Raw genomic sequence first — 14,497 nt, 5'->3', positions numbered from 1 at the left:
AATGATGAAACATAAATTATATATACTCCTTGCTGTAATCTTAACTACCGCGGTAAGCTGTAAAAAAGACTACTTAGAAAAACCACCATTGGATCAATTGGCAGATGATGTTTACTGGACGAACGAAAATAACGTCAGGACCTTTGCCTATGGATTTTATTCAAGTTATTTTCCCGGATATGGAACCAGTGTGTCATGGGGGAAGATACTATGGGGACAGCCTGGGGGCGTTTCGGGTGGTGTAGAAAATGCAGCCAGTTTGAATGATGACTATGCACCGAATACCCCAACTGAATTTACACGTATTGTTCCTGCCAGTGGTTTTGGGTGGAATTTTGATAATGTTAGAAAAGCAAACTTATTTATCAAAAAGGTAGAAGGAATGACCGTTGGAACGAGCATGACCGAAGAAGCCAAGAAACATTGGATAGGTGTGGGCAGGTTCTTCAGGGCCATGCAATACCACTACCTGGTTAACAGATTTGGTGATGTTCCTTATTACGATACAGTACTCGAAGAAACTGATGTGGCTCAACTTTACAAACCGCGTGATTCACGTGCGTTTGTCATGGATAAAGTGTTGGAAGATTTAAAATTTGCTGCTGAAAATGTCAGATCAAATGATGGCACCGCAAAACAAGCTGTAAACAAAGATGTGGTTTTGGCTTTTACTTCTAGAATCATGCTTTATGAAGGATCATGGCAAAAATATCATTTCGCCAATACAGCAAAGGCAACTGAATATTTCCAAGCTTCAAAAAATGCTGCAGATGCGATCATTTCATCCAATCGCTACAGCCTTGGAAACTACAGAGCAGTGTTCTCTTCACTTGATTTAGCTGCAAATACAGAAGTAATTTTATTCAGACAATATGTATCTGGAATTTTAACCCATTCTGTGATGAGCTGGAATAACCGCGAACCTCAGGTTGGTGCATCAAAGAGCCTAATCGAATCATACGTTGCATCTGATGGTTTGCCTATCGGGGTTTCTCCATTGTACCAAGGTGACAAAGGCCCAGCCCAAGTTTTCGCAAACCGTGATCCAAGGATGACGGAAACGTTTGCAAAGGAAATCAGGTTATCTGGTGTGGTGGGTAATTTGTCGTCTTCAGGTTATTCCGCTCATAAATACCTGAACGAATCATTAAAGGACGCTCCTGAAGCAACTGGCTCGGTTAACCAGACCGATGCACCAGTGATTAGATTTGGTGAGGTTTTGTTAAATTATGCTGAAGCCACAGCCGAACTAGGCAGCATCACTAACGAAGATCTTGATAAATCCATCAATAAACTACGTCAACGCCCAGGAATCAACATCCCTAGATTAAGGGTCGCTGGAGCACAAACATTAGTTGAAAATGGAATTGCATTCGATGATCCAAAAAGAGATCCAAGTGTAAGTTCTATTCTTTGGGAGATCAGAAGAGAACGTCGCGTAGAATTAGTTTTCGAAGGCTTCAGGTGGGATGATATCAGAAGATGGAAAAAAGCGGAGTACGTAGATACAGAAGCTAACACTGACATTAACAGAGGTGCTTATATCAAAAAATCAGATTATCCTGGACTTTCAGTGAGTATCTATTTAGATAATGACAAGGCAAAAACAGAAGGTTATATTACACCATCTGTAAGTGCAGCTTCCGCACGTCGTTTTACTGATCCGAAAGTTTATTTATATCCATTACCTCAAGATCAAATTGTACTCTACAAAACTCAAGGTGGTGTAGACCTGGCTCAAAATCCAGGTTGGCAATAACAAGAAGATGATTCTTAAACCGGCTTCCCCCAAAAAGGAAGCCGGTTTTTTTTTGCTTTATTCAAAAAAAATGATTGTAAAGGAAGTCAAACGGAGGTAATTAAAAATTTTACTTTTAAATAAAAAGCTTAATTAACAATTTTACATATATTATTAAAAGAAATTTGTATTATTAATAGTATAATTAATATCTTTCAAAATCATTACCGCTAAGCTTCCATGTTGTTATTAGAAATTAGAACAAAAGCTCAGCTATAAATTGAAGTGATCGGTAAACCCTTAACCTTAAATATGAAGATTTTACATTACATCGATGGGCTGGTCTCTGGTGGCGCAGAGAAATTAGTTACAGATATCCTGCCGCTTATGAAAGAGGAGGGACACGAGGTACAATTGCTAATCAGCAATAAAAAAAACCTGGTTACCGCCTACCACAACCTACTGCGGGAGAACGGGATCAGCGTTAAGACCCTGGACAGTTCAAATTACAATCCGTTGCAGGTCTATCAGTTAATAAGGCTATTAAGGAATGAGCGATACGACATTGTACATGCTCATCTTTTCCCCTCACAGTATTGGCTGGCTGTCGCTTCCTGGTTTAAGCCTTCCCGAACTCGCCTGGTGAAGACCGAGCATAGTGTTCATAACAATAGACGTAAATATCAATCCCTCCAGCGGCTGGAGAAGGTGGTTTACAACCGTTATGCCATGACCATTTCCATCACTACTAAAGTCGATAAAAGCTTACAGAGCTGGCTAGAGAAGGTGAGGAGTGTCGTGATTCCCAATGGTGTAAATTTAAACCAGTTGGAGAAGGAAAGAGCACAGTCAAAGGATATCCAATATGATATTTTTAAAGAAGGAAACTACAATATATTGATGGTAGGAAGGTTCAGCGAGGAAAAGGATCAGCAAACGCTTATCCAGTCGATGCAATATTTACCAGAACATTTCCATCTATTTTTTGCCGGCAGTGGAACCATGCTGGAGCCTGCGAAACAATTTGCAAAAAGTCTGGATTTAACACCAAGAGTCCATTTCTTAGGCATGCGCACAGATGTTTACAGCTTGATGAACAAAGTGGATCTGAATGTTTTGTCCACCAATTTTGAAGGCTTATCGGGGGTGACGTTAGAATCATTGGCATCGGAGAAGCCATTTATTGGATCAGATGTTCCCGGCGTCAATGACATTGTTCCCGATCCCCGTTTATTGTTTCCACCACGGCAACCTGAAATTCTGGCAAAAAAAATAAAGGAGACATCTCAGGATCATGAGCTTTACGCTGAAATGGTTAAGCTTTCGCTGGAACATGTGAAGAAGTATTGTATCATACAAATGTGTAATCGATATTTAAAGGTTTATGAAGGGGTATTGGGAAAAAATGGGGAAGTTGGAACTGTTTTGAAGATGCCCGAACGAATCAAACATGAGGAACGAATAGCAATTTGAGTACTAAAATATTTATAGGTATTTTTGCCAATAAATACAATTCCATTTTGAAAACAGATCTTTTCCTTGTTACGCCTCCCTTTACTCAATTGAATACCCCATATCCGGCAACTGCCTATATTAAAGGTTTTTTGAATACTAAAGGTAATTCATCAACGCAGGCCGATTTAGGTATTGAAGTGATTTTGGCTTTGTTTTCCAGGAAAGGTTTAGAAGACCTGTTCTTTCATGCTGAGGAGCAACCTGCTCAAGCAAAAAGTTCAAATGCAAGGCGAATTCTCGCTTTAAAAAACGAGTATATCAAAACTATCGATGCGGTTATTGCTTTTTTACAAGGCAAAAACCCAACCTTGGCTTTACAGATTTGTCAGGAGAATTTTTTACCGGAAGCAGCAAGATTTGAGCAATTAGATGAGTTAGATTGGGCATTTGGGTCCATGGGAACGCAAGATAAGGGTAAACATTTAGCAACACTTTATCTGGAGGATATTTCGGATTTTATTATTGAATGTATAGACCAGAATTTTGGTTTCAGTCGTTATGCTGAAAGACTAGGTAGAAGTGCAAATTCGTTTGATGAGCTTTACGAAGCATTAAATCAAAGGTATACCTATATGGATAAAATCCTGATCGAGATTTTAGCAGAGAAAATCACCCATATTCAACCTCAGCTACTCGTGATTTCTGTTCCTTTTCCGGGAAATTTATATGCTGCTTTCCGATGCGCGCAATATGTAAAAAGAAGTTATCCGGAGATTAAAATAGCTATGGGCGGGGGTTTTGCCAATACAGAGTTACGTTCTGTTTCTGATCAGCGGGTGTTTGAATTTTTCGATTATATCTGTTTGGATGATGGGGAATTACCTATTGAATTGCTCCACCATGCGGTCACAAAAGGTGGGGATTTTAACCTGTATAAAAGAACCTTTCTATTAGAGAATGGGGAGGTTACTTATAAAAATGATGCTTTAAGAAGTGATTATAAGCAGTCTGATGTGGGAACGCCAGATTACAGCGATTTACCACTGGATAAGTATATTTCGGTGATAGAAGTTGTAAATCCAATGCATCGAATGTGGAGTGATGGCCGCTGGAACAAATTGACCATGGCCCATGGGTGTTATTGGGGGAAATGTACATTTTGTGACATCTCTTTGGATTATATTAAGGTTTACGAACCTGTTGCCGCTAAACTGATTGTAGACCGAATTGAAGAGCTCAGTCGACAAACGGGTCAGAATGGTTTTCACTTTGTGGATGAGGCTGCACCACCAGCTTTGATGCGCGAAGTAGCACTAGAAATTTTAAGAAGAAATATCGCTGTAAGCTGGTGGACAAATATCCGGTTTGAGAAGAGCTTTACCAAAGATTTGTGCTTATTGCTTAAAGCATCAGGCTGTATAGCCGTTTCTGGTGGTCTAGAGGTAGCGTCAGATCGGTTATTGAAACTAATTGACAAGGGGGTTTCAGTTGAACAGGTAGCTCAAGTAACTCGGAATTTTACGGAAGCAGGGATATTGGTGCATGCCTATTTGATGTATGGGTATCCAACACAGACTATTCAAGAAACTGTAGACAGTCTGGAAATGGTAAGACAATTGTTTAAAGCAGGTGTTTTACAATCTGGTTTCTGGCATCAGTTCGCGATGACCGCACATAGTCCGGTTGGCCTATATCCAGAAAGATTTGGTGTGGTCAAGGAGACCGAAACTATCGGCACTTTCGCCAATAATGACATCAATTATATCGACAAAACGGGAATAGATCATGATAAATTTAGTTTTGGCTTAAAAAAATCACTCTATAATTTTATGCATGGCATTTGCTTTGATTACAAATTGCAGGATTGGTTTGATTTTAAGATTCCCAAAGTAACGATCCCTTCAGACTATATTGAAAAAGCTTTAAGGGAAGAAAGCAAGTTTAATACTAAACCAACTGCTAAAGTGGTTTGGTTAGGCGGGAAGCCAGATACAGAAAGCTTTACAAAATATAAAAAGGGTAATTCTTTTGAATCGATGGTTTTAACCTTTCACGATAAAAAGGAAACATTCAGTATCCAGACCAATAAAAATGAAGGCGAATGGCTGGCTTACATCTTGGAGAAAATAGCGGTTTCAAACACACAAATTTATACCTTTCAAGAAATTAAAGCTGATTTTGAGACTACCATGGAACATTTTGAGTTGTTCTGGTATTCAAAACCAATTCATACTTTGAGGGATTTTGGACTGTTGGTTTTATAGCAGCTGATGAAGTAATCTTTGAAATCTAAAATATAACTTCTGTACTGTCGGGAAGCCATTCCGTGTTAACAGACACATTAAAGCTTGCCTTTGAAGAAGGTGCTAAAAGGCTTCCTCTTACGATAGTCCTTTGGTTCTTAAAAATCGGAACAGCCATTTGCTTTGTTCTGCCAGCTCCAGATATTTCTATATTTAACGCTCTATCCGTTCGAAGTACCAGCACACTGATGGGTCCATCGGAGTTATTTACCTCCTTGGCATGTCCTTCTTCACTATTGCCAAATGACGACTGTGAACTAAACAGATACCCGGTGGCATCATTCGGGATAGTTACCGTGTATTCTTCCACATCCTCGACCACCACTTCAAGCTTTCCTACAATCCGTTGTAATTCAAAGTCGATATCCATATTACGGTCTATCGTATACAGCCTGCTGATGAAAAAGGTGTCATCCGTTTTATTGCGTTTTTCGCCCATTAACGACGTGGGTTGCTCATATTCCATGTGTGCAGTACTATAGGGTAAAAGTATGGGATTTGAATTATGCGGCCTGTAATATTGATTGATACCAAAAGAAGATTTGGACCCAATCAGCGTAATGAGGTAATTGTCCCTGGGAACTGTCACTTCAAATTGCCCGAAAGACCCTGAATTTTTAAACTGCACCATTCTTAAAAATTCCTTACGATCATCTTCTCTGTGCAGCACCAGGGTAAGTTGGTTGATGAGACTATCCAAAACAGGAGCAGCGGCTGATGCAGCAAGGCTTTCTTTCGTATCAATTTTTCCGGTTGCCGTTAATTTGATATTGAAAGTTTCTTTTTCCAGATCGGGTAGTGGTTGATCCATTTCTTTCTTACATGAGATAAGAATAAGTAATGGTAAGATAAAAGAGATGATTATCTTCTTCATGACCTTTTTTTGATATGAATATAACTATTCTATATCATCAGGAAATATATTGATTCAAATTGTAAAATATGGTACTCAGATATGTTAAAATCAATTCATAGCTATTTTGTCGGTCCAGGTAAAATTGGATTCATGGCCATTAAACTGGAATATTTATCATTGCTGCCTGATTGTAGTTACAGAAATTGTGATCGGAATAGATTTGAGTATATTTCACCTAAATACCAATACTTTTATGACGCCAAACCCTACAAATAACATATCCTTTAAAGAAGCAGAAGAAATACTTATTATGGGAATCCATTGACTAACTCAACCGTTACTGGAATCCTGGAGGTTAGGGCAGGAACAATGATACTATTGCCCAATTATAAATACTTAGTCAAATAAAAACTAACTATATAATCTATGCTTATTGAAATCTTAAAAACTATTTTTAATAGAGACCTTAATAAATTGAAAACTGAAATTGAATTATATAGCGCTGAAGAAAGAATGTGGTGTATAGATAAGAATATTTCAAATTCAGCGGGCAATCTTTGTTTACATCTCATTGGTAACCTAAATACTTATATAGGTGCTGAAATTGGAAAAACAAATTACGTTAGACAAAGAGAACTTGAATTTTCATTAAAAAACATACCAAAGGCTGAATTAATTAAAAAAATTGAAGAAACTATTTATGTTGTAGAAAATTCTCTCCATAAATTGACAGTTGAAGAATTGAATGCAGAATACCCAATTTTGGTGCTTAGCGAAAAAACAACCACAGCCTATTTTTTAGTTCACCTTGCCACACATTTAGCTTATCACCTTGGACAAATTAATTATCATAGACGACTTTTGGACGGTGACGAATGAAAGTTTCCGCTTATTTGCCAACTTCATTAGTGCAGATGTGCTTCATGCGCCGCTTTCCCAAACAGCATAGCCGATCCAACAAATAGCATGGCGAATACCGCATGGAGGCCAAAAACTGCCCACACGCCGTTGTTAAAAGCAGGCGTACCGATGATCAAGGCCACCACAGGAACCAGAATCATAGCGAACGCTGTTGCAAAAAGAGCCTGCGACATCCCCAGTGGCTGTAAATCAGCAATCACAGCGCCAAACAATCCAACGAAAAGTACGCCGAAATACATCATGTTGGCCGGGTTATCCCCAAGAATGCCACCAACGGCAACATTCATCCAGGCGAGAAATAACACTGCCGTCATTGCCACTCCAACGCCGTATCGGTATGCCTTATTGCTCATCAAGTTCTTCATTACCAGTTTATAAATAAGAACTGCAGCCCCAAACAGGAGGACAAATGCAAGGATGAAAGTGCCAGGTTTCCAATGCCAAATGGCAAGAAGTGTTAAGAGTAGCGGTATGAGGAGTAAGGACCCTGTGATTTTCACGATCGCAGGCGCATACTGTTTTGGTAATTGATGCTTTTCCATGATTTCTTTTATCTTAGAAACATAATACCAATTTACTAAATGATAATTCCTGAAGCCTTAATAATTGAAATGGCGATAGGGGCCATTATATTTGAATGTTCGTCTGCAGTCGTTCATTTTATCGAGGGTCAATATAGATCATACATTTATCTGTTTTTTCTCTTCTTTAAAGGATTTCCCTTCCCCAGTTTCAACATATAATTTTAAACTATCAGTAAACTGTTGCCAACCGTTTGTGCAGATATCATAACATTCGGTCTCGGGGTTCAGGCCAAGATGTGTAAGCTCCAATTGGGTATTGTTATCTTTTGATTTTATTTCCCAGCTTATAGATGTACCTATCCATTCCGTTTGGTTTTTGAGTCCGGGAATAGCGATCAGTGAATCTTTAACATACCACACTACTTTAGCATTCGGAACTAATTTCTCTACCTGCATGGTTTTGTATATGCTTTCACCAAAACGAACAGTAAAAGAATTGCCTTTTTGATTTGACGAACCCTCAAACATTTCTGTCCACCAAAGGGGAATTTTGTCAGTTAAGGCATTAAAAACTTGACCTGCGCTTGCATTAAGTTTAATGGTGATGTGATAATTTTCCATAACTTAAATTTTTTGACCAGTTTATAATCAAACGATGTTAACAATAGAAGATGAGCGTACCAATTCACGCATCTTTAGTTAGTTAAAGTTATTTAAAAGATCAATCATATCACTTGCCCTAGGACAAGTTTATAACACGACAGCAACCATAGAGTTGCTGACTCAAATTGTTAACCAGCCTCAAGGCAAATCAATGAAAGGCAATAGAAAATTTTAAATAAATAAGGAATAGTAATCATCATCGATTCATAAATTAATTATATTTAAGTTAATATTTCTCAGGAATTTACCTTGGGAGTGGTAATAGCATGATGATGAAACGTGTGTATTTGATCCTACTGATTTGTATCGGAACTTTTTGTGTATTTGCCCAACCTGCAGCGCAAACGAGTAGTTTTTCTATAGAACGGTTAAATCGGATTGATCAGCTGATGAAATCATACATAGATAGTAACTGGATTGTTGGCGGTGTTTGCTTGATTATGAAGGATGGAAAGCCTGCCTATTACAAGGCATTTGGCATGGACAACAAGGAGCTTAAAAAACCGATGCAAAAGGATGCCATTTTCCGCATTGCCTCTCAAACGAAGGCTATTACAAGTACAGCGGTAATGATGCTTTGGGAAGAAGGGAAGTTCTTGTTAGATGAGCCAATTTCAAAATATATTTCTTCGTTTGCGAATCCAAAGGTATTGGATAAATTTAATGAGCATGATAGCAGCTATACAGTGGTTCCGGCCAAAAGAGAAATTACAATACGAGATTTACTGACACATACCTCTGGCATTGGTTATGCACAGATTGGCTCACCAAAAATGAAAGCTATTTACGTCAAGGCTGGCATACAGGCTGGATTTTCTGATCACAAGCAGGTATTGGCCGATGCGATTAACAAGTTAGGGACGCTACCTTTGGAACACAATCCAGGAGAGCGTTTTACCTATAGCCTGAGCATTGATGTGCTGGGAAGATTGGTTGAAGTAGTTTCAGGAACATCGTTGGATCAATTTTTTGCACAGCGAATTTTCCAACCCCTGGGTATGAGAGATACCTATTTTTATTTACCTGAGGCAAAAAGAGCACGATTAGTGAACGTATATACAGAAGATCAAGCTACCAAAAAACCGATGCTTTGGCAAAACAATACCTTTCCAGGAAGTTCAATAGATTATCCTGTTAATAATAATGGCTATTTTGCAGGAGGTGCAGGGTTAGTTTCTACGATAACAGATTATTCGGCTTTCTTACAGTTGTTTATAAATGGAGGTACTTATAATGGTAAGCAACTGCTGGCTAGACACACCATTGAAATAATGACAAAAAACCAAATTGGAGATTTACCATTCGGTGATGATAAGTTTGGGCTGGGCTTTCAAATAACAACACATAAAGGCAATGCAAAATTAGGCATGTCGGAAGGTAGCCTATCATGGGGTGGCTTTTTTGGAACATCATATTGGGCTGATCCCAAAGAGAAACTTTCAGGGCTTTTGTTTATACAGCAATGGCCTCTTAAACATGGAGAAATTAGCGATAAATTTAAAGTACTAGTTTATCAAGCCTTGAAATAGGCTTTAGGCAGGGCTAATCACAACTATCAAATAAAAACCCCGCTGCTTATCCTCCAACCAAAATACCCTCTAACGCAAAAAGCCCCAGATTTCTCTGAGGCTTTTCGTGATCCCGCTGGGATTCGAACCCAGGACCACTACATTAAAAGTGTAATGCTCTACCAGCTGAGCTACGGAATCAAAGTTCTTTGAGGAACTTTACTCTAAGCGTTTCCGTTTGGAGTGGTGCAAATATAGAATTCTTCAATATATCCTGCAACATAATTATACGGAAATTAGCTATACAACTGATTTAAAGGCACATTATTTATAACAAGCCCTTCAACAAGCCCTATTTTTCGATTAATTCATCTTCCTGAGGCTTCCCTCCGGCGATGTTATACAACACAAATGCCATGAATAGAAAGAACATCACCCCCAGGATTTGATAACCACCTGCGCCGAACCATTGCGTAAACAGGGGTTCGATATCAATTTTACTCAGGTTATTCCGCACAGAAGGGATCACCATCAGCACGGCGACGATCACACCGGCCAGGGCACCGCCTGCAACTAATCCAGTGGCAAACAAATTACCCGGCCCTAATTCATCTTCTTCCTGGGTTTTTATTTTATTGCGTTCCTTCCAATTGATGATACCTTTAATACAACCACCTGCAAAAATGGGCAGGGTAGTGGAAAGGGGTAAATAAGCGCCTACAGCGAAGGATAAAGAATTCACACCACATAGCTCGACGGTGATGGCGATAAACACACCCACGAGCACATACTGCCAGTCAAGGTTAAAGGAAAGCATTCCTTTAATCAGTGTAGCCATTAAAGTAGCCTGTGGGGCAGAATATTCCTGTGTGCCGATGGCATGCTGGATCCCTTGGGCAAGCATTTCAGGTGTAGGCGTATCGAGGATCCTTACGGTAAGGCCAATCACGATGGAAGAAACGATAACGCCGATAAATAAAGCAATCTGCTGATATTTTGGAGTGGCACCTACTAAATAACCCGTTTTTAAATCCTGGGAAGTGGCGCCCGCATTGGCCGCAGCAATACAAATCATTCCCCCTACAACCAAGGCCATCGGCTCATACACTTTGCCAGTCCAGCCCACAGCGATAAAAACCAGGCAGGTACCCATGATCGTAGCGATGGTCATCCCCGAAATCGGGTTATTACTGGAGCCGATCAAACCGACAATACGACTGGAAACGGTCACAAAGAAAGCACCAAAAACAACAACAAGTAAGCCGATAATAAATTTATTGGTGATGCTGTCGCCGGGAATTTGTGGCAGGAAAGCGACCAGCAGGATCAGGGCTAAACTACCTAATCCGACTACTTTCAGGGAAAGATCACGGTCAGTTCTTTTGGTTTCCGCCGCAATTCCACCTTCTTTAATCGAGCCCATGCTATCTTTAAAAGAAGAGACAATGGTAGGAATGGTTTTCAGCAAAGTGATAAAACCGCCCGCAGCAACCGCACCGGCACCAATTTGTTTAACATATGCCTGGTAAATGGCAGCGGGATAATCGGTAAAAGTCCTTGCAATGGGGTCCCAACCGGCATAACCTCCGGCTTTGGTGATATCTGCCATCAGGCCCAATTTCACCAGTTGACTAGCGGCACGGACCGGATCCAATAAAGTGGCCAATAAGGGTATTAAGCCCAGCCAGGCCAAAACACCACCTGCAACGAGCACACCTGAAATTTTCGGACCAATGATATAGCCAACGCCTAAATATTCAGGCGTAATTTCACCGCTCACCTGTGCAGAAGGTAAAAACCTGTTGGTTTGCTTAGTCACCCAGGTTGGTACATCCGCAATCACATTAAATACCTTTTGAAACAAAGCATAGATAAGCGCGAAGCCTAATCCCCAGAATGCAGTTCTAGCGAAAGCACCGCCGCGTTCACCGGCTTTTAATACCGATGCACAGGCTGTTCCTTCAGGATAGGGCAGGTTTTCATGTTCTTTCACAATCAAGGAACGGCGCAAGGGAATCATCATCAAGGTACCCAGAATACCCCCCAGAATGGCAAGGGTAAGGATGGTCATGTAATTAAAAAAGGCTTCCCCTGAGCTTTGTCCGCCGACATCGGTACTTAAAAATAAAAATCCCGGCAGGGTAAAGACCACCCCGGCAGCAATAGATTCACCTGCCGAACCTGTGGTTTGTATGATGTTGTTCTCGAGAATAGTAGTTTTAAAGAATTTCTTTCCAAGAGTGATGGCCAAAACGGCAATGGGTATGGAGGCTGACACGGTTAGTCCTGCTTTTAAAGCTAAATAAACAGTCGCTGCCCCGAATATGATTCCTGCGATACAGCCGAGTAAAATTGATTTTACAGTTAACTCGGCCACGTTGCTTTCCGCTGGCACAAATGGTTTGAATTCTTCCTGGTTCATGAATAATAAATATGCTTAAAGGTATATTTTTTAAACAATATTTTCATCTTTGATACAATAAGGGAAAAGGAAGCTATTTTAACCTTTATTACACGAAATAACAATTAGATGATTGACGCGATTAGGGCTCGTCATGCCGGATTCATTCCGGCAACTAACTTAAAAAACAATAACCTGATAATGAAGCCGTCACAATTCATTACCATTAAAGACAAACTATATCCAAATGAAAATGAAAGTATCCTGGATGAGCTGAGCATGTGGCATGTATCTACGTTTTTACAGAAAAAGGTAGATACAACGTACATCCATGGTACATCCACCCTAGATCCAATATCAGCTCATGATATCTTCACTACCATTAAATAACGAACTAAAAACAAATGAAACCATCATGAGCAAGCACTCAAAAACAAATTCATGAATGCTTATGATAGCTTCATTACCTTTAAAAAGCAAACTATAAATTGATGAAACCATCATAAGCTTGCAGCTTACAATAACAATAACACAAGCTTATGATAGCTTCATTACCTTTAAAAAGCAAACTATAAATTGATGAAAAATAAAGCAATATTTTTAGACCGCGACGGTGTTTTAAACCATGAGATTTACGACTATATCTGTACCGTAGAAGAGTTTGAAGTTTTAGAATACCAGATCCCGCCATTGAAAAAACTTTACGATGAAGGCTACATGCTGATCGTGATCACCAACCAGGGGGGAATTGCTAAAGAAAGATATACAGTAGAAACTCTTGACGTGATGCACAAGATTCTATTCGATAAATTCGAAGCACAAGGAGCCAAGATAACGCATGCTTATTATTGTCCGCACCACCCAAGTGTATCCGAAGACTGCGAATGCCGTAAACCTAAATCAGGAATGTTGCTGGAAGCGATCGCTACCTATGATATTGATCCGGCCTTGTCGGTGATGATCGGCGATAAGCCACGTGATGTGGAAGCAGGAAATGGGGCAGGGGTAAAGGGAATTTTGATTGCCCCGGATGAGCAACTCGATTATGAAAAGATCAAAGAGGTTTTAGCTTCTTAACAAAAAAGGCCTGGCGAACCGCCAGGCCTTTTTATAAATATCAAAAACGTGTTTTTATGCTAAAACCGCTTTTGCAGCTTTAGCATGGTCAGCTAAAAATTGAGCTAAACCACTATCTGTTAAAGGGTGTTTCAATAAAGCAGTAATGGCAGACAAAGGTGCTGTAATTACATCTGCACCTAATTTAGCGCAAGCAACGATGTGTAACGGACCGCGAATAGAAGCAGCTAAAATTTGAGTTGGGTAACCATAATTATCAAATATCAACCTGATGTCTTCAATTAAAGTTAAACCGTCTGTAGAGATATCGTCTAAACGGCCTAAAAATGGAGAAACATAAGTTGCACCTGCTTTAGCAGCCAATAATGCTTGTCCTGCAGAGAAAATTAAAGTACAGTTGGTTCTGATTCCTTTAGAAGAAAGGTACTTAATTGCTTTAACACCATCTTTGATCATGGGTACCTTTACCACAATTTTAGGATTTAACTTCGCTAAAGCTTCACCTTCAGCAACCATTTCCTCATAAGTAGTCGAAATTACTTCCGCACTTACATTATCATCTACAATAGCACAAATGGCTTTGTAATGTGCCAGTACATTTTCTTCGCCTGTAATACCTTCTTTAGCCATCAGGGTGGGGTTGGTGGTTACACCGTCTAAAACTCCAAGGTCCTGTGCTTCTTTAATCTGCTCCAGATTAGCTGTATCAATGAAAAATTTCATATTATATATTTAGAATAATTTATTTAAATGAATAAATCAATATTTATGAGGAGGCTAAAATAAACAATTTGTTTGCTTACCCGGCATAAATAGCTCAAGAATTATTCAGTTTTTACTATTGAGGGAGATTCCATTTTCTACTTTATCAGAAAAAGTAAAAAATGGGCAAGCACCTTTTATCGCACCGCTACAACCTTCTACCCTTGCTTCGTTCCCGCCCTGGGGGAGTTCAAAGGGAGCTGATCGTAAAAGACTTGCCCGGGACAAATGTAGCAAAAGAGATCAGTTTACGAAAAGTATTTTTACATAAATCGTGCTTTTTTATACG

At 39.6% G+C, this 14,497-nt stretch carries 12 protein-coding genes, 1 tRNA gene and 1 other RNA gene; 7 read left to right on the top strand and 7 right to left on the bottom strand.

All coding sequences use genetic code 11. The features are described from left to right. Position 1: 1 nt before the first annotated feature. The 3 genes from WG905_RS06155 to WG905_RS06145 all read left to right on the top strand — a co-directional run bounded on the left by WG905_RS06155 (position 2) and on the right by WG905_RS06145 (position 5,457). Entirely contained in the window at positions 2-1,759 is a 1,758-nt protein-coding gene (locus tag WG905_RS06155; RefSeq protein WP_339590832.1) for a RagB/SusD family nutrient uptake outer membrane protein, read from the top strand. Positions 1,760-2,050: 291 nt separating this feature from the next. Then, positions 2,051-3,211, top strand: a complete 1,161-nt coding sequence (locus WG905_RS06150; protein WP_339590831.1) for a glycosyltransferase — start codon at positions 2,051-2,053, stop codon at positions 3,209-3,211. Between the two features lie 47 nt (positions 3,212-3,258). After that, positions 3,259-5,457 (top strand): B12-binding domain-containing radical SAM protein, encoded by a 2,199-nt coding sequence (locus WG905_RS06145; RefSeq protein WP_339590830.1) that lies wholly within the window; start codon positions 3,259-3,261, stop codon positions 5,455-5,457. 25 nt (positions 5,458-5,482) lie between these two features. Here WG905_RS06145 and WG905_RS06140 read toward each other — a convergent pair whose 3' ends face one another. Beyond that, positions 5,483-6,370, bottom strand: coding sequence for a FimB/Mfa2 family fimbrial subunit (locus tag WG905_RS06140; protein ID WP_339590829.1), 888 nt, complete (start codon positions 6,368-6,370; stop codon positions 5,483-5,485). A 408-nt stretch (positions 6,371-6,778) separates the two neighbouring features. Between WG905_RS06140 and WG905_RS06135 the strand changes: the two genes are divergently transcribed. Next, positions 6,779-7,231 (top strand): DUF1572 family protein, encoded by a 453-nt coding sequence (locus WG905_RS06135; RefSeq protein ID WP_339590828.1) that lies wholly within the window; start codon positions 6,779-6,781, stop codon positions 7,229-7,231. 26 nt (positions 7,232-7,257) lie between these two features. Here WG905_RS06135 and WG905_RS06130 read toward each other — a convergent pair whose 3' ends face one another. Together WG905_RS06130 and WG905_RS06125 are read right to left on the bottom strand one after the other, a co-directional pair. After that, positions 7,258-7,815, bottom strand: coding sequence for a hypothetical protein (locus tag WG905_RS06130; RefSeq protein ID WP_339590827.1), 558 nt, complete (start codon positions 7,813-7,815; stop codon positions 7,258-7,260). Positions 7,816-7,953: 138 nt separating this feature from the next. Next, positions 7,954-8,418 carry an SRPBCC family protein gene (locus WG905_RS06125; protein WP_339590826.1) on the bottom strand — a complete coding sequence of 155 codons (465 nt, stop codon included), beginning with the start codon at positions 8,416-8,418 and terminating at the stop codon, positions 7,954-7,956. A gap of 308 nt (positions 8,419-8,726) precedes the next feature. Here WG905_RS06125 and WG905_RS06120 point away from each other — a divergent pair, with 308 nt between their 5' ends. Then, positions 8,727-9,989, top strand: a complete 1,263-nt coding sequence (locus WG905_RS06120) for a serine hydrolase domain-containing protein (protein WP_339590825.1) — start codon at positions 8,727-8,729, stop codon at positions 9,987-9,989. Positions 9,990-10,096: 107 nt separating this feature from the next. Here WG905_RS06120 and WG905_RS06115 read toward each other — a convergent pair. Both WG905_RS06115 and WG905_RS06110 read right to left on the bottom strand, forming a co-directional pair. Further along, a tRNA-Lys gene (locus tag WG905_RS06115) sits at positions 10,097-10,169 on the bottom strand. A 151-nt stretch (positions 10,170-10,320) separates the two neighbouring features. After that, positions 10,321-12,390, bottom strand: coding sequence for an OPT family oligopeptide transporter (locus WG905_RS06110; RefSeq protein WP_339590824.1), 2,070 nt, complete (start codon positions 12,388-12,390; stop codon positions 10,321-10,323). Between the two features lie 108 nt (positions 12,391-12,498). On the opposite strand from WG905_RS06110, the gene WG905_RS06105 reads away from it, so the two are divergent. Together WG905_RS06105 and WG905_RS06100 are read left to right on the top strand one after the other, a co-directional pair. Beyond that, positions 12,499-12,759, top strand: coding sequence for a hypothetical protein (locus WG905_RS06105; RefSeq protein WP_339590823.1), 261 nt, complete (start codon positions 12,499-12,501; stop codon positions 12,757-12,759). A 189-nt stretch (positions 12,760-12,948) separates the two neighbouring features. Further along, positions 12,949-13,446: a D-glycero-alpha-D-manno-heptose-1,7-bisphosphate 7-phosphatase gene (locus WG905_RS06100; RefSeq protein WP_339590822.1), complete on the top strand. Its 498-nt coding sequence runs from the start codon at positions 12,949-12,951 to the stop codon at positions 13,444-13,446. A 54-nt stretch (positions 13,447-13,500) separates the two neighbouring features. On the opposite strand, the gene fsa is transcribed toward WG905_RS06100, so the two are convergent. Continuing rightward, entirely contained in the window at positions 13,501-14,169 is a 669-nt protein-coding gene (fsa, locus tag WG905_RS06095) for a fructose-6-phosphate aldolase (protein WP_339590821.1), read from the bottom strand. Positions 14,170-14,329: 160 nt separating this feature from the next. Further along, positions 14,330-14,429: signal recognition particle sRNA small type (ffs, locus tag WG905_RS06090), an RNA gene on the bottom strand. Positions 14,430-14,497: the final 68 nt, after the last annotated feature.

It is taken from the genome of Pedobacter immunditicola (assembly GCF_037482985.1).
Lineage (GTDB): Bacteria > Bacteroidota > Bacteroidia > Sphingobacteriales > Sphingobacteriaceae > Pedobacter > Pedobacter immunditicola.
This window is presented reverse-complemented; position numbering and strand designations above follow the sequence as displayed.

What these genes read in the sequence shown, in the direction of transcription:
- WG905_RS06155 (WP_339590832.1), top strand. Translation starts at nt 2, where the DNA reads ATGATGAAACATAAATTATATATACTCCTTGCTGTAATCTTAACTACC.
- WG905_RS06150 (WP_339590831.1), top strand. Translation starts at nt 2,051, where the DNA reads ATGAAGATTTTACATTACATCGATGGGCTGGTCTCTGGTGGCGCAGAG.
- WG905_RS06140 (WP_339590829.1), bottom strand. Translation starts at nt 6,370, where the DNA reads ATGAAGAAGATAATCATCTCTTTTATCTTACCATTACTTATTCTTATC.
- WG905_RS06135 (WP_339590828.1), top strand. Translation starts at nt 6,779, where the DNA reads ATGCTTATTGAAATCTTAAAAACTATTTTTAATAGAGACCTTAATAAA.
- WG905_RS06130 (WP_339590827.1), bottom strand. Translation starts at nt 7,815, where the DNA reads ATGGAAAAGCATCAATTACCAAAACAGTATGCGCCTGCGATCGTGAAA.
- WG905_RS06125 (WP_339590826.1), bottom strand. Translation starts at nt 8,418, where the DNA reads ATGGAAAATTATCACATCACCATTAAACTTAATGCAAGCGCAGGTCAA.
- WG905_RS06120 (WP_339590825.1), top strand. Translation starts at nt 8,727, where the DNA reads ATGATGATGAAACGTGTGTATTTGATCCTACTGATTTGTATCGGAACT.
- WG905_RS06110 (WP_339590824.1), bottom strand. Translation starts at nt 12,390, where the DNA reads ATGAACCAGGAAGAATTCAAACCATTTGTGCCAGCGGAAAGCAACGTG.
- WG905_RS06105 (WP_339590823.1), top strand. Translation starts at nt 12,499, where the DNA reads ATGATTGACGCGATTAGGGCTCGTCATGCCGGATTCATTCCGGCAACT.
- WG905_RS06100 (WP_339590822.1), top strand. Translation starts at nt 12,949, where the DNA reads ATGAAAAATAAAGCAATATTTTTAGACCGCGACGGTGTTTTAAACCAT.
- fsa (WP_339590821.1), bottom strand. Translation starts at nt 14,169, where the DNA reads ATGAAATTTTTCATTGATACAGCTAATCTGGAGCAGATTAAAGAAGCA.